Annotated in this window: 21 protein-coding genes and 1 other annotated feature; of the genes, 13 read left to right on the top strand and 8 right to left on the bottom strand. The window is 46.9% G+C overall.

Features of this window, described 5'->3' with window-relative positions; genetic code table 11:
• Positions 1–97 precede the first annotated feature (97 nt).
• The 7 genes from MHI06_RS18140 to MHI06_RS18110 all read left to right on the top strand — a co-directional run bounded on the left by MHI06_RS18140 (position 98) and on the right by MHI06_RS18110 (position 6,810).
• Positions 98–970: a 3-hydroxyacyl-CoA dehydrogenase NAD-binding domain-containing protein gene (locus MHI06_RS18140; protein ID WP_145322417.1), complete on the top strand. Its 873-nt coding sequence runs from the start codon at positions 98–100 to the stop codon at positions 968–970.
• Positions 967–2,172, top strand: coding sequence for an acetate kinase (locus MHI06_RS18135; RefSeq protein ID WP_169482491.1), 1,206 nt, complete (start codon positions 967–969; stop codon positions 2,170–2,172). Before MHI06_RS18140 ends, MHI06_RS18135 begins: the two co-directional genes overlap by 4 nt.
• Before the next feature lie 101 nt (positions 2,173–2,273).
• A complete protein-coding gene (asnS, locus tag MHI06_RS18130; RefSeq protein ID WP_017687752.1) occupies positions 2,274–3,569 on the top strand; it encodes an asparagine--tRNA ligase in 1,296 nt (431 codons plus the stop codon).
• A gap of 20 nt (positions 3,570–3,589) precedes the next feature.
• On the top strand, positions 3,590–4,294 hold the full coding sequence (locus tag MHI06_RS18125; protein WP_340398677.1) for a DnaD domain-containing protein: 705 nt from the start codon (positions 3,590–3,592) through the stop codon (positions 4,292–4,294).
• A 244-nt stretch (positions 4,295–4,538) separates the two neighbouring features.
• Complete coding sequence (locus tag MHI06_RS18120) at positions 4,539–5,039, top strand: RNA polymerase sigma factor (protein ID WP_340398676.1); 501 nt, start codon at positions 4,539–4,541, stop codon at positions 5,037–5,039.
• On the top strand, positions 5,032–5,484 hold the full coding sequence (locus MHI06_RS18115) for a hypothetical protein (protein ID WP_340398675.1): 453 nt from the start codon (positions 5,032–5,034) through the stop codon (positions 5,482–5,484). The genes MHI06_RS18120 and MHI06_RS18115 overlap by 8 nt, the downstream gene beginning before the upstream one ends.
• Before the next feature lie 36 nt (positions 5,485–5,520).
• Positions 5,521–6,810 carry a multi-tm2 domain protein gene (locus tag MHI06_RS18110; protein WP_340398674.1) on the top strand — a complete coding sequence of 430 codons (1,290 nt, stop codon included), beginning with the start codon at positions 5,521–5,523 and terminating at the stop codon, positions 6,808–6,810.
• Between the two features lie 151 nt (positions 6,811–6,961).
• On the opposite strand, the gene MHI06_RS18105 is transcribed toward MHI06_RS18110, so the two are convergent.
• The 7 genes from MHI06_RS18105 to MHI06_RS18075 all read right to left on the bottom strand — a co-directional run bounded on the left by MHI06_RS18105 (position 6,962) and on the right by MHI06_RS18075 (position 14,612).
• Positions 6,962–7,615 (bottom strand): methylthioribulose 1-phosphate dehydratase, encoded by a 654-nt coding sequence (locus MHI06_RS18105; protein ID WP_133385324.1) that lies wholly within the window; start codon positions 7,613–7,615, stop codon positions 6,962–6,964.
• 3 nt (positions 7,616–7,618) lie between these two features.
• Positions 7,619–8,296: a 2-hydroxy-3-keto-5-methylthiopentenyl-1-phosphate phosphatase gene (locus MHI06_RS18100; protein ID WP_237174732.1), complete on the bottom strand. Its 678-nt coding sequence runs from the start codon at positions 8,294–8,296 to the stop codon at positions 7,619–7,621.
• Positions 8,293–9,516: a 2,3-diketo-5-methylthiopentyl-1-phosphate enolase gene (locus MHI06_RS18095; RefSeq protein ID WP_340398673.1), complete on the bottom strand. Its 1,224-nt coding sequence runs from the start codon at positions 9,514–9,516 to the stop codon at positions 8,293–8,295. Before MHI06_RS18095 ends, MHI06_RS18100 begins: the two co-directional genes overlap by 4 nt.
• Positions 9,513–10,373 carry a pyrroline-5-carboxylate reductase gene (gene proC, locus MHI06_RS18090; protein WP_169482499.1) on the bottom strand — a complete coding sequence of 287 codons (861 nt, stop codon included), beginning with the start codon at positions 10,371–10,373 and terminating at the stop codon, positions 9,513–9,515. Before proC ends, MHI06_RS18095 begins: the two co-directional genes overlap by 4 nt.
• Positions 10,374–10,409: 36 nt before the next feature.
• A complete protein-coding gene (locus MHI06_RS18085) occupies positions 10,410–11,657 on the bottom strand; it encodes a glutamate-5-semialdehyde dehydrogenase (RefSeq protein ID WP_340398672.1) in 1,248 nt (415 codons plus the stop codon).
• A 281-nt stretch (positions 11,658–11,938) separates the two neighbouring features.
• Entirely contained in the window at positions 11,939–13,042 is a 1,104-nt protein-coding gene (gene proB / locus MHI06_RS18080; RefSeq protein ID WP_340398671.1) for a glutamate 5-kinase, read from the bottom strand.
• 82 nt (positions 13,043–13,124) lie between these two features.
• Positions 13,125–13,339 (bottom strand) — a binding site (T-box leader).
• Between the two features lie 64 nt (positions 13,340–13,403).
• Positions 13,404–14,612 carry a pyridoxal phosphate-dependent aminotransferase gene (locus MHI06_RS18075; protein WP_340398670.1) on the bottom strand — a complete coding sequence of 403 codons (1,209 nt, stop codon included), beginning with the start codon at positions 14,610–14,612 and terminating at the stop codon, positions 13,404–13,406.
• Between the two features lie 260 nt (positions 14,613–14,872).
• Between MHI06_RS18075 and MHI06_RS18070 the strand changes: the two genes are divergently transcribed.
• The 4 genes from MHI06_RS18070 to MHI06_RS18055 all read left to right on the top strand — a co-directional run bounded on the left by MHI06_RS18070 (position 14,873) and on the right by MHI06_RS18055 (position 18,864).
• A complete protein-coding gene (locus MHI06_RS18070; RefSeq protein WP_169482505.1) occupies positions 14,873–15,868 on the top strand; it encodes an ABC transporter substrate-binding protein in 996 nt (331 codons plus the stop codon).
• A 202-nt stretch (positions 15,869–16,070) separates the two neighbouring features.
• Positions 16,071–17,693: an AraC family transcriptional regulator gene (locus tag MHI06_RS18065; protein ID WP_340398669.1), complete on the top strand. Its 1,623-nt coding sequence runs from the start codon at positions 16,071–16,073 to the stop codon at positions 17,691–17,693.
• A 73-nt stretch (positions 17,694–17,766) separates the two neighbouring features.
• Positions 17,767–18,588, top strand: coding sequence for a carbon-nitrogen family hydrolase (locus MHI06_RS18060; protein ID WP_340013543.1), 822 nt, complete (start codon positions 17,767–17,769; stop codon positions 18,586–18,588).
• A gap of 90 nt (positions 18,589–18,678) precedes the next feature.
• Positions 18,679–18,864 carry a hypothetical protein gene (locus MHI06_RS18055; protein WP_340398668.1) on the top strand — a complete coding sequence of 62 codons (186 nt, stop codon included), beginning with the start codon at positions 18,679–18,681 and terminating at the stop codon, positions 18,862–18,864.
• Positions 18,865–19,097: 233 nt separating this feature from the next.
• Here MHI06_RS18055 and MHI06_RS18050 read toward each other — a convergent pair whose 3' ends face one another.
• Entirely contained in the window at positions 19,098–20,018 is a 921-nt protein-coding gene (locus tag MHI06_RS18050) for a LysR family transcriptional regulator (protein ID WP_036607891.1), read from the bottom strand.
• Positions 20,019–20,398: 380 nt separating this feature from the next.
• Between MHI06_RS18050 and leuC the strand changes: the two genes are divergently transcribed.
• Together leuC and leuD are read left to right on the top strand one after the other, a co-directional pair.
• Positions 20,399–21,820 carry a 3-isopropylmalate dehydratase large subunit gene (leuC, locus tag MHI06_RS18045; RefSeq protein WP_169482513.1) on the top strand — a complete coding sequence of 474 codons (1,422 nt, stop codon included), beginning with the start codon at positions 20,399–20,401 and terminating at the stop codon, positions 21,818–21,820.
• A gap of 31 nt (positions 21,821–21,851) precedes the next feature.
• Complete coding sequence (leuD, locus tag MHI06_RS18040) at positions 21,852–22,454, top strand: 3-isopropylmalate dehydratase small subunit (RefSeq protein WP_340398667.1); 603 nt, start codon at positions 21,852–21,854, stop codon at positions 22,452–22,454.
• The last annotated feature ends 108 nt before the right edge of the window (positions 22,455–22,562 follow it).

Here is a 22,562-nt window from a genome sequence, read left to right as displayed (position 1 = left end):
CGTGCTAAGATATTATTATATGTTGGGTCGAAATTTGTAATTTTCGGCGAACAGGGTACAATAGAGAAATAGAGAACCGAAAGGATGGAGCAGAACCATGTTTTTCAAAAAAATAGGAGTTGTCGGTGGCGGTACGATGGGACAAGGTATTTCCCAGATGCTCGCAGCCAAAGGACTTGATGTGCTTCTCGTGGAGCATACAACACAAAAGCTGGATCATGCATATGACATGATCGAAACAAACTTGGATAAACAATTAGAGAAATGGGCGATCACAAAAGCGGAGAAGAAATTGATTCTTTCCCGTATTACCAAGGTAGCTCATTTAGCTGAACTTGGAACTTGTGATATGGTCATTGAGACGATCTCAGAGGATCTGGATGCGAAAAAAGCAGTATTCAGCCAACTGGACCAAGTTTGCCCAAGCAATGTCATTCTGGCAAGTAATACATCCACGCTGAGTTTGACCGAGCTTGCAAGCTCGACCAAATACCCAGAGCGTGTTATTGGTATGCACTTTATTCACCCGGTATCCCGGGTTGATCTTGTAGAGATTATTCGTGGACTGAAAACTTCGGATACGACATTCGAAGAGACCAGACGTTTTGTAGAAGAAGTAGCGGACAAAAAAGGGGTTATGATCTATGAATCCCCTGGATTCGTAACTTCCCGTCTGATCTGCCTGCTGATTAACGAAGCATTGCATGTATTACAAGAAGGTGTTGCATCTGCTGAAGATATCGATGATGCAATGCGTATCGGATACAACTTCCAACATGGACCACTCGAAATGGCTGACCGTTTCGGATTGGATTCTGTTGAAGCTGCACTCGAAAGAATGTTCCGTGAATTCGGAGAATTGAAATATCGTCCTTCCACAGTCCTGAAGAAAATGGTGCGTGCAGGACACCTGGGTGTTAAATCAGGCGAAGGATTCTTCAAGTACGACAAGGATGGTGACCGACTGTGAAAGTACTCGTAATTAATGCGGGGAGTTCCTCGCTCAAATATCAACTGTATAATATGACTGACGAATCTGTACTGGCTAAAGGTCTGGTAGAGCGGATCGGAATGGATTCTTCCATTCTGACGCACAAACCGACAGGCCGTGAGGATGTTACAGAAGTTAGCGAAATTCTGGAACATACAACAGCGATCCGTAAAGTCATCGATATTTTGACTGACAAAGAAAACGGTGTGTTAGGTTCCGTAAGTGAAATTCAAGCTGTTGGACACCGTGTTGTTCACGGTGGTGAAGCATTTAAGGAATCTGCATTGGTAGATGATGCTGCCAAAGCTGAAATTCGCCGTCTGTTCGATCTGGCTCCACTTCATAACCCGGCAGCCATGATGGGTATCCGCGCGGCAGAGTCAAATATGCCAGGTGTGCCTCAGGTTATGGTCTTCGATACGGCTTTCCATCAAACGATGCCGGAAAAAGCATATCTGTACGCTATTCCGCGTGTACTTTACAAAAAATATAAAGTACGTCGCTACGGCGCACACGGTACTTCCCATGATTTCGTAAGCAAAGCAGCTGCTGAGTATTTGGATCGTCCAGTAGAAGATCTGAAAATCATCACTTGTCACGTGGGTAACGGTGGTAGTGTAACAGCAGTTAAAGGTGGCGTATCCGTTGATACTTCGATGGGTATGACTCCGCTTGAAGGTCTGATGATGGGAACGCGTTCTGGTGACCTTGACCCAGCCATCGTACCTTATGTAATGAACAAGGAAGAACTGAGCGTAAGCGAAGTGAACTCCATGTTGAACAAACACAGTGGATTGCTTGCAATCTCCGGAATCAGCAGTGACATGCGTGAGATTACGGAAGGTATGGAGAATGGCGATGCCAACTCCACGCTTGCTTTTGAAATGTACGAATATCGTCTGCGTAAATACATCGGTTCATATGCAGCTGCAATGAACGGTGTAGACGTGATCGTATTCACGGCTGGTGTAGGTGAGAACTCCGTTGTTCTTCGCCAAAAAGTATGTGAGCAGCTTACTTATCTGGGTGTTGAACTGGATGAAGCGCTGAATGCCATTCGTTCTGGCGAACCACGCCGGATCACAACAGCGAATTCCAAAGTGGAAGTTCTCGTTGTGCCAACAAACGAAGAATTGGTCATTGCACGCGATACACACCGAATCGTATTGAATTCTCAGTAATCTAACTGTAAAGTAAATATAGAATGACAAGGAAGTGCAGAGGACAGGCATAAGCCTGCCCGCTGCATTTTCAAATTCAGGAACCAAGGGGAGATATGGGCATGAATACGAATTGTGTAATTCGTAATGTGAACGAGCATGTGGGCGAAACCGTAACAATCGGTGCCTGGATTAACAACAAACGTTCCAGCGGTAAAATTCAGTTTTTGCAGCTACGTGATGGAACCGGATATATCCAAGGGGTTGTTGTAAAAAGTGAAGTTAGTGAAGAAATCTGGAACAATGCCAAGAGCCTGACTCAAGAAAGCTCTTTGTATGTTACAGGTATTATTCGTGAAGAACCTCGCAGTGCGTCCGGTTACGAGATGACTGTTACAGGGGTTGAGATCATTCACCTGACTGAAAACTATCCAATTACGCCTAAAGAGCATGGTGTCGATTTCTTGATGGACCATCGTCATCTGTGGCTTCGTTCTACGAAGCAGCGTGCTGTTATGGTGATTCGGGCAGAGATTATTCGTGCTGTTCAGCAGTTCTTTGATGGTAACGGATTCACACAAGTTGATCCTCCGATTTTGACACCATCGTCTGCGGAAGGTACAACGAACCTGTTCCACATCAAATACTTTGATGAAGATGCTTATCTGACACAAAGTGGTCAATTGTATATGGAAGCCGCAGCCATGGCTCTGGGCAAAGTATATTCATTTGGTCCAACATTCCGCGCAGAGAAGTCCAAAACACGTCGTCACTTGATTGAGTTCTGGATGATTGAGCCGGAAATGGCATTTGTAGATCACGAGGAAAGTCTGCGCGTGCAAGAGAAATTTATCGCTCATGTCGTTCAGTCCGTGGTGAAAAACTGCCGTGCAGAACTGGAATCTATCGGTCGTGACGTATCCAAACTTGAAGGCATCGTAGCTCCATTCCCGCGTATTACGTATGATGAAGCGATTGAATTCCTGCATGGACAAGGCTTTGATATTCCTTGGGGAGAAGACTTTGGTGCACCGCACGAAACAGCAATTGCTGAGAAGTACAATACACCGGTCTTTATTACGCATTACCCTGCTGGAATCAAAGCTTTCTACATGAAACCAGATCCGAATCGTCCAGAAGTTGTTCTCTGTGCTGATATGATTGCACCAGAAGGCTACGGAGAGATTATTGGCGGTTCGCAGCGTATCGATGATCCGGAATTGATGCAACAACGTTTTGAGGAGCACAATCTCTCGGATGAAGCTTACCAATGGTATCTGGATTTACGTAAATACGGATCGGTTCCTCACTCCGGTTTCGGTCTGGGATTGGAGCGGACGGTAGCATGGATCTGTGGATTGGATCATGTACGTGAAACAATCGCATTCCCACGTATGCTCTATCGTCTGTACCCTTAATGTTTAACCGAGGAGCGTCTATGGAAGACACCACATCCAAAGCTTGGTTGGATGGAGCAGCTTATGGCATGACTTCGGGTACAGCCCATCTGCCGTATGCCTTGTTACGTTTTTATCACCAGCTTGGCCTATCAGATGCAGAAGTGCTTCTTCTGATTCAACTGCTAGGGTTCCGTCAGGCAGAATTCAATGAGTTTCCCACGCTTGAAGAGCTTGCGGCGCGCATGGGACTTGCACCTGAAGGCATTGCCAGAATGTTGCAACGTCTGATGAGGGATGGGTATATTGCTATTGACGAGCACCGTGACGAAGAACGGGACATCCAGTACGAGCGATATGATTTACATGGATTATATGCCAAACTTGCAAAGTGCACTGCTGAAGAAGTAGCCGCATTCCGTGCGGAGCAGCTGAGCAGCAATACAGCACGTCAAGATTCGAACAGTGTTCAAAAAGAAGAGGAAGAACGGAACATGTTCTCCATCTTTGAAAAAGAATTTGGACGTCCGCTCTCTCCAATGGAGTGCGAGACGATATCCGGCTGGTTGGATCAGGACCGTTATCAAGAGGAATTGATTCTCATGGCTCTGAAGGAAGCGGTTTTTGCAGGCAAAGTACATTTCCGGTATATCGATCGAATTCTGCTTGAGTGGAGTCGCAATCGTGTCAAGACCGTTCAAGACGCGAAGGCGTACACGCAGCGGTTTCGTAATGGTGGACGTTAATTTAAGTGTAGGCAGGAATAAGAAACAGGCCAGAATTCATTCTGTGCCTGTTTTTTTTGGATTATAGATTGGATGAGTTATCAGCGGAACCAACCTTTCAGGCAATGAATTCACTTTTTAAAATAATTTGATGGATCACGCAGGGGTTAACACACAAGCTGTCGTCTATTGTATTGGAGAGGAGGGGAGAGTTATTGATGAAGCGCGCGTAATCGAACAAATCCGTCAAGGAGATACATCCCAGATGCGTACTCTGATTGATAAGTATAGCCAGCATGTATATCATGTGGCCTATTCCGTACTCAGGAACGATCAGGAAGCACAGGATGCAGCTCAGGAGGCGTTCATTCAGATGTATAAGTCTCTCCCCGACTATCGTTCCGAAGGTTTCAAAACGTGGTTAACTCGAATCGCTTTTCACAAAGCGATTGATGCCAAACGCAAGCTGGGCAGACGAACTGCTGAGGATCTGGGTGGAGAAGAAAAAATAATCAATATGCCCGGACGGGATGAAGACGTTCTTGCCCGTCTCGTTCGTGAAGAAAGCCAGGATAAACTTCGCGAACGAATTAATCAGTTGCCTGCTCAGCATCGTGACATTATTACTGCGTATTATTTAGGTGAAAAAAATTATGAGCAGATTGCCAATGAGGCACAGGTGGCTGTGAAGACCGTGGAATCCCGCTTGTATCGTGCCCGGCAGTGGATTCGAAATCATTGGAAGGAGGATGAATGGCGTGAGTAAACAGGAGAAGTATACCACTGCACAATGGGCTGATTATATTGAAGGCCATATGAGTGAAACTCAAGCGAACCGAATGGAACAGCTTCTGATGGAAGACCCGGATGCGATGGACAGCTATCTGGGAGCGCTCGGTATCCATGGGGAGCTACCTCCGTTACATGACCCGACAGGATTTGCAGATTCAGTCATGCATCGGATTGAGGGTATTCAACCAACCCAATCACAACGAAAATCCCACGCTGGACGAAACCGACGCTGGCTTGAACATAAAGTGTTTCACTATGCGGTAGCGGCCTGTTTGACATTGATCTTCCTCTCATCAGGACTTTTTGACAAGGTAGCTCCTTATCACAAGTTCCAGGATGGCGACCACAGAGGGTCTTTTACGGAGAAATGGACGGAGGCAGCCACTTCATGGCTGGATAACTTCAAGCCTAAACCATAAATAGTTCGCATTGCCTGAAAAGAAAGGATGACGACTGTGCACTCAGATCGTAACAAATTACTCGCATTTCTATTAAACCTGATACCCGGTCTTGGTTTTATGTATTGGGGTCGAGCCGCAAGAGCCGTGATCTATCCATTGCTTTTCTTTGGAACAGCGGTTGGCTCGTTAATGCTGGCAATGGTCATAAATGAACAAGATTTAATGATTTTCGGTGCACTTTGTGCGGCTTTCTTCTGGGGGATCAGTATGCTGGACATGATTATTGTTCTACTCCGTGCGCCTTCTGCACGAGATGCTCATTACAGGGGATACGGAGCACATTACGGACCACAACATCCAGGAGCAGCCTATCAGGGAGCACACATGGGTCAGCAAGGGCCCATGGAGCATATGCATGAAGATGAACTGCATCAGCATCCCGGTAATGAATATGGTGAACCTGAGGGTCCCTATGGTCAACCGATGTATCGAAAAGGCAGTGAGGGTGAACGATTCTTCACTATTTTGCTCTCATTTGTTCCGGGATTGGGACATCTTCATCTGGGATTGTTACATCGCGGGTTGTCGTTCCTAATGGCGTTCTTTGGTTCATTTGCCATGATGGTTTTTGTGGCTTCGATCACCAATGAATCGGTATTTCTGATGTTCTTACTCATTCTGCCTGTAATATGGGTATACTGCATGTTTGATGCGGTGCAGCACGTCCACCGTAAGCAGGCTGGTGAGGTGTTACAGGATCGGACATTATTCGAGGAATTGGAGATGGGCAGAGTAGCCGGACGACGTAGCAAAGTGCTTGCAACGCTGCTATCTGCTTTTCCAGGTGCAGGTCATTTATATCTGGGATTGCAAAAAAGAGGCATGCAATTGATGTTCCTGTTCCTGGGCAGCATCTATGTTCTGGATCTGCTGCACTTATCGGTGTTTCTGTTCATGATTCCACTGGTCTGGTTCTACAGCTTCTTTGACGGGCTCCAGTGCTCCAGTCGATATGGACGCGAACCATTGGTTGATCAGCCGATCTTCAAGGATTGGGCCCGCCATCAGCGCCTGATTGGATTCGGGATTGCGGCGCTGGGTCTATATTATCTGACGATCAGGCTTGTCATTCCACAGCTGAATGAGCTGTTCCCTGATGCATTTATGACATACGAGATCCGTTCCTATTTGAACACTGTCATTGTATCCTTTCTGCTCATTTTTGGCGGATTGAAGCTGCTGTTTGGTAAGCAGCGGGGAGCCGGCACCAATCATGCGGTTCATCGGAGTGACGAAGAAGCAGATAGCCTCTTTTTATTCAAGGATCGGGATGATCGACTGTAGAGTGACCTAAAGATTATTTACACTGACACTACGATGACAGAGCAACCTTCTAATCGCTGTTATCCCTCAACATAAAAACACGCCAAGGGCTATGTATATCAGCCTATGGCGTGTTTTTTGTTATGCAGCTTTGATTTCGAATAAATGATTGCTATTTCGTAGCACCCTTCAGCAGAAGTTGACGGTACATCACTTCGAACAGGAACTCGAACGCTTCCAGATGACGTTTCGCCTCAAAAGCATCCTTGCCCCATGCATATATGCCGTGATTACGAAGCAAGATCCCTGGCACTTTGGCATCCAGAACATCCGGCACCAATTCAGCAATGGATGGAATGTCCGCAAAGTTAGGCAGGACGGGTACACGAATCTCAGCATTTTCTTCCCAAATGTTGAAAGCCTTGATCAATTCGATTCCTTGAATCGGTACGTGCCCATCTGCTCCAAAGAATTCACTGATCAGGTTGTTAAACACGGTATGCACGTGGAATACAGCACCACAACCAGTCAAACGATAGATTTCACAGTGAATCAACGTTTCGGCACTTGGTTTCAACGTTGTTGTCTCAATCGCTTTACCGTGTTTGTCCACAAAAAGAAAGTCTTCCGGTGTGCGAAGAGATTTGTCTTTGCCTGAGGCGGTAACCGCAAAATAAAATTGCTCCGGGTCAAAGTCTCCTACACGCATCGACAGATTGCCACTTGTTCCAGGGAACCAGTTACGACTGGCGAACAACGCTTTAATATCAGCCAGTTCTTCAAGGACCTGACGTTTGTGTTCCAATGTAATCTTTTCAAAGCCCATCGTTTACAGCACTCCTTGTGTTTGCTTCTGTTTCATATCTTCGATGATATCGTAAAAGGTAGCGAATGGCACATGGTCCACACCAAGTTCAATACATTTATCCGTTAAAATGGAGCGGGAGTAGACGAGATCGGCAATCTTTGCACCCTCAAAATCTGTCAAACTGTCTCCAATGAGGATTCGGTTGTATTGTTCTTCCGGGAAGGTACGAATCACGGTTGTTTTGCACATGCCGCAGCCGTTCTCACAAGGAGGTTGGCAAGGGTTGGGCCATTCAATCCGAATGGTTTCACCCGAGAAGTCAGCTCCGTTGCAATAGACATGATCCTGCGGGATATGGAATGGTGCGAGTAACGGCTCGATAAAGAAGTCCATACCACCGCTGGTCACATTGAATTCGATCCCTTCGCTGCGAACGTAGTCAAGAAACTCGCTGAATCCTTCACGGATCCCCGCTTGTCCAAGCACAAATTCCACAATTTCATCTTTCTGCGATGCAGGCAACAGAGCAAACATGGCTCCAACGCCTTCACGCAGCGAGATTTTTTGCTCAATCGTATCTTTCATAATCGCTTCAATGCCCTCAGGTTTGAAATGTTTCATGATCGCTACGATGTTGTCCGAGAGCGTAATCGTTCCGTCAAAGTCACAGAAAATGACTGTTTTCTTATCACTTCTCATCGTTCGCCACCCCACAGATCCAATGCGCTTTTCAGCTCCGGATGCTCGGTTGCATATTGCGCGAGTGGAATGGAACGCTGAGCTGCCTCAATGGCTTGCAGGAATGCACGTCCACCTGCCTCAGTACCCATAGGATGTCCGTGAATACCGCCACCAGCATTAACGATGACATCTGTGCCAAAGTCGCGCAAAATAAGCGGTACAAGGCCTGGATGAATTCCAGCTGAAGGCACTGGCATACTGGTTCGTACAGGCAAATCAGCTGTCAGCAATTGCTCCGTGATCGCCATATTTTCTTCCTTAGGCATCGTTACTGATCCGTAAGGGGAAGGGAAGAGTACCAGATCGGCACCAGCAAGACGCATCAACTGGCCAAGTACAACCGAAGCCGACATGCCATAATGTGGTGAAGGATACAGTGCTCCTGCAAGAGCAGGGTGAGCCATAATCGGCACATTGATATCTGGATCACTGCTAAGTTCATGCAGGACATCATATCCGTAGGACAATACGTTGAACAGCAGGGCATTGGCTCCTGCACCAATAGCGCGTTCAGCTTGTTGCTTCAGACGAGATGTAGGTCCTGTAAGATTGGTTGCATACAGAAGTTTCTTGCCGGTCTCCTGGCGTGCCTGTTCGGCAGCTTTCATGCAGACCTCGACTCTTTTTTCGATAGGTGTCAATTTATTCTCAAACAGAATCTCATCGTCCTTGATCAGATCAACGCCCCCAAGGGCCTGACGAATAAATTGTTTACGCAGTTCATCTGCATCCAGTCCGATAACTGACTTGAAGATACTCATTAAAAGTGGACGATCATGCACACCAAGCAGATCACGAACACCATTCAGTCCAAACTTGGGTCCTGGGAATGCACTCAGGAAGCCATCCGAGAAACCAAGCTTCGTAAGTTTAATTCGGCCATCCATTGAGATTTTGCCAAAGACCGTCACGAGCAGGGCAGGGATATCACGGCTGAAGTTAACATCAGGATATCCGATGGTAATATCGGCGTAACGCTCACCCGCAGCCATGCCTTCAGCTTCATTTACTTCTACGCTGATGACTTCACCCAGATGTTTCTGCATCGCTTCACGCTGGGCTTGCGGCAACTCCGTCCAGCTACCCACGGTCATGCCAATCGCGATAGACTGAGCCTTCTTGCGAAAGTCTGCATGATCATCATGCAGACGATATGTGGCTGTGCACATGTTATTCATTTTAAATCCCCTTCCAAAGCAGCTCCCATCTCCCGTGAGCGCTCTGCACAGCGGTTGACGGCTGCGATTACAGTTTCAAAGAAATCTCCTTCGTCCAGTGTTTTCAGTGCTGCCTGGGTTGCCCCTCCCGGGGAAGTCACATCACTACGAAGTTTCATCGGTTCCAAACCGGTTTGTTGTACCATTCGTGATGCGCCAAGCACCGTCTGAACAGTGAGATCACGAGATTGCTGGCTGGATAAGCCACCACGAATACCTGCGGCAATCATGGCCTCCATTAAATAGTATACATAAGCAGGGCCGCTTCCGGAAATCCCAGTGAGCACTTCGAGTTTATCTTCAGGCACGATGGTCACGATACCAACCGCTTCAAACATGGTCATCACCGTACTACGCTGCTCATCCGTAATCTCCGCAGAGAAGGCAAGCCCGGTTGCACCAAGTCCAATGGTACTGGATGTGTTTGGCATGGTTCTCGCGATCGGTTGTTTACGACCAAGCAAGGACTGCATCGTGCGGATTGATAATCCGGCAATGACAGATACGATCAGTTGATCCGGTGATAACAGTGGCCCAAGTTCGCGCAGCGCTGCGGCAGCATCTTTGGGTTTCATACAGAGTACAATGACCGGAGTGGAGGCAAGGTGATCCAAGGATTGCGAGGCAGTTCCGGTATGTACAGCATAACGGGTGCTGAGCTCCTCCTGACGTTTCTGGTTGCTGCGGTTCAGCATCGTAATATCCTGAGGACGAACGACTAGGCGGGAGATCAGTCCGCGCACGATGGCTTCAGCCATCGCGCCTGCTCCGTGGAAAGTAATCTTCTGTTGTAGTAACGTCTGTTGCTCTTGACTCATATTTATCGTTCCTCCTATATAACTGGTGCTGGGATATTATTGACGAATCTGTCCATTGCCTGTAATACGATATTTGGTCGACGTGAGTGCTGGAAGTCCCATCGGTCCACGTGCATGCAGTTTCTGGGTACTGATTCCGATTTCGGCTCCATAGCCAAATTCAAATCCGTCGGTGAAACGCGTGGACGCATTGTGATAAACGGCTGCTGCATCTACATCATGCATGAAGCGTTCTGCATGGGCTGTATCCCGGGTTACGATACACTCGGAATGTTTGGTTCCGTAATGTGCGATGTGCTGCATCGCTTCGTCCAGGTTCTCGACTACCCGGATATTTAAAATGTAGTCGTTGTACTCGGTCGCATAGTCTTCCTCGGTTGCCTCAAGGGCAGAAGGAACAAGACGGCGCACCGTGTCGCAACCTTTCAAGACCACACTGGCCTCACGGAACTGCTCAGCAAGAGCAGGCAGGTGCTCTTCCGCGTATGCGGCATGCAGCAGTAACGTTTCCATGGAGTTACACACCGATGGACGTTGTGCCTTCGCATTGATGGCGATTTCGGCTGCCATGACCGGATCAGCTGATTCATCTACATAGGTATGACAGATGCCGGCCCCAGTTTCGATGACAGGTACGGTTGCATTGGCAACCACATTACGAATGAGCGAAGCCCCGCCGCGTGGAATGATGACGTCCAGCAGTCCGTTCAACTTGAGCATTTCATCCACGGACGCACGATCCGCATCCTCAACCAGTTGCAGCGCATCAGCAGGCATGTCTGTTGTTGCCAGTGCCTGATGCAGCACCTCCACAATTTTACGGTTGGAGGACAGGGCAGAGGAGCCGCCGCGCAGAAGCACTGCATTACCTGTTTTGAGACATAGTCCGGCTGCGTCTACAGTTACATTAGGACGCGCTTCGTAGATGATGCCAATCAGGCCAATCGGTACTCTTAATTTTTCAACATGCAATCCGTTTGGGCGGGTGAATGTCTCCAGTACTTCACCGACTGGATCAGGCAGATCCGCAATCTGACGTAATCCTTCAGCGATGCCAGCAATGCGCTCCTTATTAAGGGCGAGTCGATCCAGCATGGATTCCGGCGTGCCTTGTTCTCTGCCTCGTGCCAGATCTTCGGCGTTTGCTGTAATGATGGAATCCGTCTCCGTAATCAATGCATCTGCCATGACACGCAGGGCCGTATTTTTCTGTTCTGTATTCAATCGGTTCAGCTGTGGAACCGTGGCTTGAGCTTTGCTGGCTTTTTCTCTGACTTCACTCATCTTAATTCCTCCTCATATATATAAAAGTTGAGTATTTTGACCACATGTTGAACTAAAGATTATTCACACAGACACTACGATGACAGAATAACCTTCCAATCGCTGTTATCCCCAGATTTTTTCGATTCCCTTTTCTAAAGGGAAAAATCCGGAGATAAGCGTATGCTTCCGATGTAGCTTTCTTTCAGAAAGCTTTTAGGCGAACGCTCCGCTTTTTCAGGTTTTTTCTGTCCTCTCCGTTACGTGTAAATGATTAGTTTAAATTTAATATAACTTCATGTTTATTTTAACGTAATCCATTCGTCTCTATGAATAACCTCAAGTCTGTGGATGCTAGCGAGTTGTTTCATCACTTCGCCGCTGGGGAGTCCGGCAATGAGTCGAAGCTGGTCATCATCATAATTGACAATACCGCGACCGAGCAAGGTTTCATCCATGCCAATGACCTCAACGACGTCTCCGGCGTGGAAGGTTCCCAGTACCCGCTTGACGCCTACAGGTAGAAGACTATGGCCCCCATGGACAAGTGCCTCTTCAGCACCATCATCCACAACGACTGTACCTAGCGGAGTAGACATGAAGCCGAGCCACTGCTTTTTACGGGATAACGAAGCGAGTCGTGTCTCAAAGTAAGTTCCTTTGCCCATGCCATCAACCGCTTTCCGCATATCTCCGGGTTCTTTCACACTCCCCACAAATACGGGTACGCCTCCACGCGTAGCAACCTTGGCTGCATCGACTTTGGATCGCATGCCACCTGTGCCAACCGATGATCCTGAACCACCGGCAAAAGCGTAGATCTCAGCCGTGATTTCGGGGATACGGTCGTAACGTACGGCAGACGGATCTTTACGCGGATCTGCGGTGTACAGCCCGTTGGTATCGGTAAGAATGATCAAATGCTGTGCCTTCACCAGGTTCGCAACCAATGCGGACAACAGATCGTTATCACCAAACTTCAATTCATCCACCGATACCGTATCATTCTCATTAAAAATCGGAATCACTCGCTGTTTAAGCAGCTCTTCTACGGTCATACCTGCATTCCCCATACGTTTACGACTGTGAAAGTCTGTTCGGGTTAACAGAATTTGCGCCGTAGTAACGCGGTGCGCTGCAAAAGCCTGTTGATATGCCTGCATCAGTAATGCCTGCCCAACGGCCGCTGCGGCTTGTTTCTCATGTAGCAGTTTGGGGCGCTGAGGATAACCGATCTCCCGGAATCCGGCCGCTACTGCTCCAGAGGTGACCAAGAGTACTTCATGACCCTGATCAGCCAATGCTGCGATTTCTCCGGCAAAAAAAGTGATCGAACTGCGATCCAGACCGCCTTCTTCCGTTGTAAGCGAGCTGCTTCCAATCTTAACTACAATACGTGAAGTCATGGTTTCACTTCCTTAAACATGATTAATAAGTGCTTCTGGAGCAGGCTTTAGCGGGTAAAAAAAAAACTCCCGCCCTTTAGTTAAAAAGGACGAAAGTTTGTTACTTCCGCGGTACCACCTTTATTGATGATTAGATCATCCGGCTTCATGCCCTGTAACAGAAGGCACTGTCCTGTACGTAACAGGCCGCTCAGGGGTAGGTTTCAGAGAAGAGTCGCGGTAAATTCTTTCAGCAGGGTGGAATTTACTCTCTGGGCGCGACTGATATTCTCTTACTGGTCCCGTCATCACGTTTCGTTCAATATTTCTTATAACATACCATGGAAACTTGGCATATGCAAAGGGGTTATGGTCCTGTAAATTACTTGAATAAATTCAGCTTGCCAATCCGCTCCACAGCTTCGCGTAATCGGTTTTCATCACTTAGCAGTCCTGCGCGCACATAGCCTTCACCATGTGAGCCAAAACCAATACCTGGGGCTACGGCCACCTTGGCTTCTCGCAGTAACAAGTCTGCAAATGAAGCGGAGGTATAACCTGCAGGTACAGGCAACCAGCTGAAGAATGAACCTGCGGGTTTCGAAGCTTGCCATCCAATGGAGGAAAGAGCATCATAAAACGCATTGCGACGGGATTCGTAACGTGAAACCAACGAAGTAACACATTCCTGAGAGCCAGTAAGTGCTTCTGTTGCCGCAGCTTGAATTCCACCGAAAAGACTGACATAAATATGATCCTGAAGCAGATTGATTTTAGAGACAATCTCTGCATTACCAAGCGCGAATCCAACACGCCATCCAGCCATATTGTATGTTTTGGATAACGTATAGAACTCAATGCCCACTTCTTTGGCACGAGGGGCTTGCAGGAAACTTACGGGACGATGTCCGTCAAATCCAATCGCACCGTAAGCAAAGTCACTGGCAACGACGATTTGATTTTGAATGGCAAATTCAACCGTATCTTCGTAGAACGAAAGTGGAGCTGTTGCTGACGTTGGGTTGTTAGGATAGTTCAGGAACATCAGCTTGGCTTTCTCCCGATCTTCGGCTGTAACAGCTTCGTAATCCGGCAGGAATGCATTGGACTCGAGCAAAGGCATAAATGACATGTTTGCTTTGGCGAGTGCAACACCAGACCAGTAATCCGGGTAGCCCGGATCTGGTACAAGAACGGTGTCGCCGGGGTTAAGCAGTACCTGTGGTAACTGAACCAGGCCTGTTTTGCCCCCGAACAAAATGGCAACTTCAGTCTCGGGATCCAGATCAACGTTGTAATCTTCCTTATAACGTTTGGCGACAGCTTCCTTCAGGAAAGAGTATCCTCTAAAGGGTGAATATTTGTGGTAGAGGGGATTTTCAGCCGACTCTTGCAGTGTTTTCACAATATGAGGTGGTGTAGGTGTATCCGGGTTCCCCTGACCCAGGTTAATCACGTCATGTCCACTTGCGATTTCGCGATTTACATTTTGAACAAGGGTAGCAAAAAATTGCGTTGGCAGCTGTGTCATCACATCAGAAGTCGGTATCGTAAAAGCTGAACGAGCAGATGTATGGTCTGAATGGGTCATTATATTCATCACTCCGGTTATTAATAATGGCAAATAGTTCTCATTAATTTATCACGTCAATCCCGAGCTGTATAGAGGGAAATCCACTTGGTTATGCAGTAAATGGCAGTCAAGGGCGGTGTATTGTACAAAACTGAAAGTGCTCATTTAGTTTTGTCCATTGAGATGGGAGAGACCCTGATTTATGATAATATCCGATAATGATAATCAATATCATTAATTCATTGCACAACGCACATGATATAGGGGGAGAAATAGAAATGAAAAAGGGCATTCGAAATACGGCAGTATTATTTACGGTTACGTGGTTATCCATTTTGCTGCTGGCTTGTGGAAATCAGGCTACAACACCTGCTGCTGGCGCAGATGATTCCAAAGCAGCCACAAAAACCACAGAGACCCAAACTGCAACGGAAGAGACGAACGAGGGCGAGACCCGCGTATTCAAAGATTGGACAGGCCATGAGGTTGAGGTTCCTGTAAATCCGAAGCGAGTTATCTATCATGGAGAAGTTACAGGGGATCTGCTTGCGCTTGGTGTTGTTCCTGTCGGCATACTTCGTCAAGAGGGAACCGTATTCGATGATCAGGTTGCTCAGTCAGAAGATGTAGGATTTCCGATCAGTGTGGAAAAGGCGCTAGGCCTGAATCCCGATCTGATCATTTTCTCCAACAGTGACGAGGCTCAATATGATCAGATCGCGAAGGTTGCACCCACGGTTACATTTGATTCGTTCGGTTTAATAGAAGATCGCATGCGTATCCTTGGCGACTTGTTGAACAAGAAGCAAGAGGCAGAGGACTGGATCACGGCTCATCAAAAAGCGACGGAAGAGATGTGGACGCAACTTCATGAGAACGGATTAAAAGAAGGGGAGACGGCTTCGGTATTCACCATGTATCCCGGGAATCGTCTGTTTGTCATGGCGGGTGCAGGATTGCCACAGCTGTTATATGGAAAAGACGGGCTGAAGCCAACCGCGGAAATTCAGAAAGTATTGGATGCAGACATGGGATTCGTAGAAATTTCAACTGAAAAATTATCTGAATTTGCCGGTGATCGTATATTTATTCTGGATCCTGTGACTGACGATGCCAAGCAATCCACGAAGGAATTGCTGGATAGTTCAATTTGGAAGAACCTGCCTGCGGTGAAAGAAGGAAAAGTATATCGTTTTAATATCGTAAAAGCTTCTAGTGATGCTCTTTCCAGGGAGTGGCTGCTGCAAGAGCTGCCGAAACAGATGATCCAATAATTGGTGATGAGCTAGTAAGGCAACAGTAACACCTTTGAGGAATGCAGTTTTATAAAAGTAAAAGGAGCCTTCAACATTTCGTTGAACGCTCTTTTTTGCTGATTAAACTCATATCTGGATTATTAACAATTGCTCGCTTATAATCAGATCATACAGAATGATTGATAATTATTCTCATTTTAGAAAAACGAGGTGAACCGACATGCAGGCTTTGGATGCCGATGGGGGAACGTTGTTCTTTTCAGCATTCATGTTTCGGCTGGATCATCTGGTACGACGAATTGAACCACCTGAACAGGTGATGCTGGAAGTTGCTTGCGAGAAACATTCGTTCCTGATCTGCGAAGAAGGGGATGGGCGTTTATATATTGGACATGAACAGTTTCCGTTTACTACGGGATGTGTTTATCCGCTTTCTCCGGGAGAGGGGTACCAGATTGAACATCGTAATCACTCGGAATTGAAATATATCATGATGGATTTTGATGTTATTCATGTGTTGACGGGTGATCCGGAGCTCTTTACACGCCCTGTATTTGAGCACAGAAACCAATTGAATGGTTATCCCTATGCTCCGTTAAGTGGGCTGCTGGAGCAGATGTATGTCATTCGGAATTATAAAACAGATGCAGAATACAGTCATCTGAATGCACAGTTCCAAAAATGGATGGAGATGATCATTACCCGGTACACGTCTCCAAAGACGGAGCAGAGCATGGAAGCAAGGCTACACAGTACGATTCAGTATGTGGACGATCATTATGCTGAAGAAATCACTGTACAGAAACTGGCACGTCTTGCGGAAATCAGACCTGTACAGTATACGACCCTGTTCAGACAACTCACGGGTCACAAGCCGCTCGATTATGTGAATCATGTGCGTATTAAACATGCCAAGGAATGGCTTCGCAAATCGGATGAACCGCTTCGGGATATAGCAAGCCGCGTGGGCTTTAAGGACGAGTATTATTTCAGCAGGCGTTTTCGCCAAATGACCGGATTGTCTCCTCGTCAATATGACAGATCTATTCAGCAGCAGACGTTGGTACAAGATTGGTTAGGTCATGATGTGAATATTCCAGTAAATCCGGAGCGAATTATGTATTATGGAGATTCCGCCGGAGATCTGCTGATGCTGGGCATTCAGTTGCTGGGAGATCAGACATATGACGCGGTTGCTCCGGTTAATGTGGAAGCCGCTGTTATCATGAAGCCGGACTTGATTATTTTTGATAGCAGCAATGAACAGCAGTATGAACAACTTTCTCGCATCGCACCTACAATTGCTTACAATTCACATGCCATGTTGGACGAGCGAATGCGCTGTTTGGGCAATTGGTTTGGGAGACAACTTCAGGCTGAACAATGGCTAACCTCCTATGGGAAGCGTACTGAGCAGATGTGGGCGAAGATCCATACGGCGATTGAAGCAGGGGAAACGGCATCCGTATTTACATACCATCGGGGTGCACGATTATTTGTTATGGGCAATATCGGTCTGGCGCCTATGTTATATCATCCGATGGGATTCAGGCCAGTTACCAAAGTGAAGGAAGCACTTACGGCTGGCAGAGCCTATAAGGAAATTTCGGCTGAAGCAGTACGTCAGTATGCGGGAGATCATGTATTTGTCATGCTGCCTGAGGAAATCGTAGCCCGGCAGGCTACAGAGATGCTGATGAAAAGTCCCAGTTGGAAGGCTCTTCCGGCTGTGCAGAATGGACGGGTATACCCTGTGGAGGAGTCGATCTGGAATGTGGGTGACGCGCTCACGAGTGATCGATTGCTGACCCTGCTGCCTGATTTGTTATGTGGAAGTTCATAACGAAAACAGGCTTGCAGTCCTCAGGAAGATCAAGCTATGATAGCAGGTATTACGGTTCAGAGGAGTGCTTGTCATGACAGAAAAACAACAGGGAGAAATGCGTGTAGCCCTGATTCAGGGCGATATTCAGCTCGGAGACCCTGAGGCCAATCATAAACATATGCAGACGTTGCTTGAACGTGCGGTAGAACAATATCCGGATCTAGGGCTGGCTGTGCTACCTGAGATGTGGAATACCGGATACGCTTTGACGCAAATTCATGAACTCGCTGACCCGGAAGGCCAGAAATCACGGGAGTGGCTGTCTGCTTTTGCTCAAAAACATCAAATTTCCATCGTTGGCGGTTCAATCGCCGAGAAACGGGATGGTCAAATATACAATACAATGTACGCTTATAATCGTGAAGGAAAACAGGTAACACGATACGATAAATTACATTTGTTCCGTCTGATGGATGAGGAGAAATATCTACAGCCTGGTGCGGAACCTGAAATTTTTGAGTTGGAGAACGGTCTTACAGCTGGTGCTTCGATCTGTTATGATATCCGGTTTCCGGAACTTGCCCGCACACTTGCTTTGAACGGTGCCAAGGCATTGATTGTACCGGCCGAATGGCCGAACCCTCGTCTACACCACTGGCGTACGTTGCTTACGGCACGAGCGATTGAGAACCAGATGTATGTGATCGCCTGTAACCGCGTAGGTAAAGGGGGGGAGACCGAATTTTTCGGACACTCTCTCATCATTGATCCTTGGGGTGAGATTGTAGCTGAAGGTGGCGAAGGGGAAGAGATCGTGACCGGAATTATTCGTCCATCTCTGGTAGATGAGGTTCGCGGACGGATTCCCGTATTTGAAGACCGTCGACCTGGCGTTTATTTTGGCGAAAAATAAAAAAGCGGAATAAAATTTTCATCGGAGCGTTTATTCTTCCAGGAGGCGGGTAATGATAACTATCCCGTCACCAAGGAGGATGATCAATCAATGGACAACCATGTGAAAGATACGCTCAGGAGACTGGAACAGGATAACACAAGGGAAGATCACTTAAGGGCATTCTTAGAGAATGGAGCAGGAGGGCTATCACCCCCTGATTCAACTGTTCAGGACGAAGGCCGTTTCATGAATCAGCAAAACAGGCTGACAAGCGATCGTAATTTGCGAAAATAAACCGCCAAACATGAAGTATTCTTATGTACGTTTCTACGTTAACATTATAAATTAGCATTGAAGCTAAACGACTTAACAAGCAACATTGTACTGTAACCAGATACTATGATTGCAATGTAAGAACTCTATCCTGCGGATGCGGGAAACGAGTATATGACAAAGGCTTGGCCCATTTGGGTCAAGCCTTTGTTTTGGTTCAGTATGAAATGTACCTATACCATAGGAGAAATTCCTTAGTCTCCTTTTGACAGTTCGGCCACGGTTTGTTGAAACGTATGAATGAATGCTTCGGCTGCCTTCGACAGCACTCTGCCTTGACGATAAGCCACAACAAGTGTTCTGCTGGGTGTCGGCTCAGCGAGTGGGACGTATACAGGCACGAATTCACTGCGCGGGGCACGGGCGATAAAGCGTGGAACCAGTGTAATGCCCATACCAGTGGCGACCAGCGACTGAACGGTTTCAATATTTGTGCTTTCAAACACAACTTGGGGATCAAAACCAGCCTGCTCACAGAGATCAAATGTAAGTTTGCGGAAGCCCTGTCCTTTTTTCAATACAACAAAGGGTTCATCCCGAAGTTCTTCAATTCGCACAGGAAGCGGATGTTCCGGATCTGCCCTGCGTGCCAAAGGGTGATTCGGGGGAACTGCCAGATCAATCTTTTCCTCTCCAATGGCAACGTAGGCGAGACTTGGCTCTTGTAAAGGAAGCGATAGCAGACTGAGATCTGCTTTGCCGCTTGCTGTCAATTTCTCAAGCGTAAGCCCGGAGTCTTCCAATAAGGTGACTTCAATCTCGGGATACGCTTGTTGGAACGCAGGAAGCACGTGTGGGAGCAGGTGTGAGCCTGTGATGGGCATGCTGCCCACAACGACTTTACCTTTGCGTAGCTGGGAGATGTCTGACATCTCCTGACGCAATAGCTCCACGGCATCTACGATCTTTTGGGCTTGCTCGACAAACGTAACACCGGCATGGGTTAACTCCACGGTACTCGTATTACGCTGAAATAGCAGGACTCCCAATTCTTTTTCCAATTTGGATAATTGCTGGCTTAATGAAGGTTGAGCAATATGCAGCTTCTCTGCTGCTCGTGAGAAATTGCGTTCAGCCGCAATTTGCAACGTATATTGAAGTTGTCTGAATTCCATCGTTATTGGTCATTCCTTTCGTTATGCCACCATTATATCACTACAGATGAAGAAATCATTCTCTATGCAGGAACAATACTGGTAAAGTCAAGTTCCAAGAAGGTGCTTCTTTATTTTGTATAAAAGCATTGACAGCGAAGAAGCGGGAACGTAGTATAAGACTTATCTGATAATGATAATTGTTATCAATTAAAACCTCTGCTATGAGCAGTGGTTTATTTGTCTTTTCCTCATTATAGGTTAAACCTATTACATCTATAGATATTATATCTTGGAACAATGAAGGACAGGGTGATATATTTATGTCATTCAAGAGCTTCACTTTTTAGAGGAAAACACGAGGCTCTTCCAAGGACCGAACTTATGATGAGGTGAAAATGATGAGTAAAAAAACGATGTTTGAGAAAATTTGGGAAAATCACGTAATTCATCAAGAAGAAGGCAAACCAAGCATTCTGTATATCGATCTGCATCTGGTGCACGAAGTTACTTCTCCACAGGCATTTGAAGGACTTCGTCTGAGTGGACGTAAAGTTCGTCGCCCTGAGCTGACATTTGCAACAATGGACCACAACGTTCCAACGAAAGACCGTTTCAACATTACAGATCCAATCTCCAAACAACAAATTGATACACTTTCGCAAAACTGCCGTGATTTCGGCGTGAAATTGTATGATCTGGACACGATTGATCAAGGCGTTGTGCACGTTATGGGACCTGAACTGGGTCTGACTCACCCGGGCAAAACGATTGTATGTGGTGACAGTCATACGTCCACACACGGTGCGTTTGGCGCACTGGCATTCGGAATCGGAACCAGTGAAGTTGAGCACGTTATGGCAACTCAATGTTTGCAACAAGCAAAAGCCAAAACAATGGAAGTTCGTTTTGTCGGTAAACGTAACCCGGGTGTAACCGCGAAGGATATGATCCTCGCAGTCATCGCCAAATACGGTACAGACTTTGCAACAGGTTATGTTATTGAGTACACAGGCGAATCCATCCGTGAGTTGAGCATGGAAGAGCGTATGACGGTCTGCAACATGTCCATCGAAGGTGGAGCAAGAGCAGGATTGATCGCGCCGGATGAAACAACATTCGAATATCTGCGTGGACGTGAGTATGTACCAGCAGATGCCAAGTTCGATGAAGCTGTAGCAGGTTGGAAACAACTTGTAACAGATGAAGGTGCGGAGTTCGACCATATAGTTGAAATCGATGTGGAAACATTGATTCCGCAAGTAACTTGGGGAACAAGCCCAGGTATGGGAACCGACATTTCTTCGAAAGTTCCTGTTCCGGCTGAACTGCCTACTGAAAATGAACGTAAAGCGGCTGAAAAAGCGCTTGAATATATGGGTCTTGAACCCGGAACACCAATCGCCGAGATTCCAATTGATTATGTATTTATCGGTTCTTGCACCAATGGACGGATCGAAGATCTGCGTGCAGCAGCACAAGTGGCTAAAGGTCACACGGTATCCAGTCAGGTTACAGCAATTGTTGTACCAGGTTCAGGACGAGTTAAAATCCAAGCAGAACAAGAAGGTTTGGATAAAATCTTTACGGAAGCCGGATTCGAATGGCGTGATGCGGGATGCAGCATGTGTCTGGCGATGAACCCGGATGTATTGAAGCCAGGACAACGTTGTGCTTCGACGTCCAACCGTAACTTTGAAGGACGCCAAGGACGCGGAGGACGTACGCATCTGGTATCTCCGGCAATGGCAGCAGCAGCGGCGGTTAAAGGTCACTTTGTGGATGTACGGGACTGGAATTTCAAAACGGAAGCAGCGATCTAATCAATAACAGACAGAAGGGAGAACGTTTAATATGGAAGAATTCAAAACATTACAAGGCATCGTTGCACCGGTAGACCGGGTCAATGTAGATACAGATGCAATCATTCCAAAACAGTTCCTGAAACGGATTGAGCGTACCGGATTTGGACAATTTTTGTTCTATGAATGGCGTTTCGATGAAGAGGGTAACAACATTCCTTCTTTTGAAATGAACAAACCTCGTTACGAAGGGGCATCCATCCTGATCTCACGTGCCAACTTTGGCTGTGGATCTTCCCGTGAGCATGCGCCATGGGCGATTATGGATTACGGATTCCGTTGTGTCATCGCTCCATCTTATGCGGACATCTTCTATAATAACTGCTTTAAGAACGGAATCTTGCCAATCAAGCTGTCAGAAGAGCAAGTTGAAGACTTGTTCCAACGTACAGCAACACATGAAGGCTATGAGATGAATGTGAATCTGGAAAGCAAAACGATTACCGATGCATACGGACTGCATATCGATTTTGATCTGGATGAGCACCGTCGACAATTCCTGCTGCAAGGACTGGACGATATCGGTCTCACCCTTCAACATGATGATGAAATCGCTGCGTATGAACAACGCCACGCGGCAAAACTGTTCGGTTAATCGGTAAAGTATCAGACAAGTAAAAAGCTTCTGTCTCCCCAAAGGAACCATGTCCTATCGGTGAGACAGAAGCTTTTTGTAATTTCAGAAGCTAATTTATATTAATGA

Origin of the sequence: Paenibacillus sp. FSL H8-0079 (assembly GCF_037991315.1) — a bacterium.
Classification (GTDB): Bacteria; Bacillota; Bacilli; order Paenibacillales; family Paenibacillaceae; genus Paenibacillus.
The sequence above is the reverse complement of the archived record's forward strand: the minus strand, read 5'-3'. Positions and strand labels throughout refer to the sequence as shown.

Excerpts from the sequence above, each read along its gene's own strand:
- MHI06_RS18140 (WP_145322417.1), top strand. The coding sequence starts at position 98 with ATGTTTTTCAAAAAAATAGGAGTTGTCGGTGGCGGTACGATGGGACAA.
- asnS (WP_017687752.1), top strand. The coding sequence starts at position 2,274 with ATGAATACGAATTGTGTAATTCGTAATGTGAACGAGCATGTGGGCGAA.
- MHI06_RS18125 (WP_340398677.1), top strand. The coding sequence starts at position 3,590 with ATGGAAGACACCACATCCAAAGCTTGGTTGGATGGAGCAGCTTATGGC.
- MHI06_RS18120 (WP_340398676.1), top strand. The coding sequence starts at position 4,539 with ATGCGTACTCTGATTGATAAGTATAGCCAGCATGTATATCATGTGGCC.
- MHI06_RS18105 (WP_133385324.1), bottom strand. The coding sequence starts at position 7,615 with ATGGGCTTTGAAAAGATTACATTGGAACACAAACGTCAGGTCCTTGAA.
- MHI06_RS18100 (WP_237174732.1), bottom strand. The coding sequence starts at position 8,296 with ATGAGAAGTGATAAGAAAACAGTCATTTTCTGTGACTTTGACGGAACG.
- MHI06_RS18095 (WP_340398673.1), bottom strand. The coding sequence starts at position 9,516 with ATGAATAACATGTGCACAGCCACATATCGTCTGCATGATGATCATGCA.
- proC (WP_169482499.1), bottom strand. The coding sequence starts at position 10,373 with ATGAGTCAAGAGCAACAGACGTTACTACAACAGAAGATTACTTTCCAC.
- MHI06_RS18085 (WP_340398672.1), bottom strand. The coding sequence starts at position 11,657 with ATGAGTGAAGTCAGAGAAAAAGCCAGCAAAGCTCAAGCCACGGTTCCA.
- proB (WP_340398671.1), bottom strand. The coding sequence starts at position 13,042 with ATGACTTCACGTATTGTAGTTAAGATTGGAAGCAGCTCGCTTACAACG.
- MHI06_RS18075 (WP_340398670.1), bottom strand. The coding sequence starts at position 14,612 with ATGACCCATTCAGACCATACATCTGCTCGTTCAGCTTTTACGATACCG.
- MHI06_RS18070 (WP_169482505.1), top strand. The coding sequence starts at position 14,873 with ATGAAAAAGGGCATTCGAAATACGGCAGTATTATTTACGGTTACGTGG.
- MHI06_RS18065 (WP_340398669.1), top strand. The coding sequence starts at position 16,071 with ATGCAGGCTTTGGATGCCGATGGGGGAACGTTGTTCTTTTCAGCATTC.
- MHI06_RS18060 (WP_340013543.1), top strand. The coding sequence starts at position 17,767 with ATGACAGAAAAACAACAGGGAGAAATGCGTGTAGCCCTGATTCAGGGC.
- MHI06_RS18055 (WP_340398668.1), top strand. The coding sequence starts at position 18,679 with ATGGACAACCATGTGAAAGATACGCTCAGGAGACTGGAACAGGATAAC.
- MHI06_RS18050 (WP_036607891.1), bottom strand. The coding sequence starts at position 20,018 with ATGGAATTCAGACAACTTCAATATACGTTGCAAATTGCGGCTGAACGC.
- leuC (WP_169482513.1), top strand. The coding sequence starts at position 20,399 with ATGAGTAAAAAAACGATGTTTGAGAAAATTTGGGAAAATCACGTAATT.
- leuD (WP_340398667.1), top strand. The coding sequence starts at position 21,852 with ATGGAAGAATTCAAAACATTACAAGGCATCGTTGCACCGGTAGACCGG.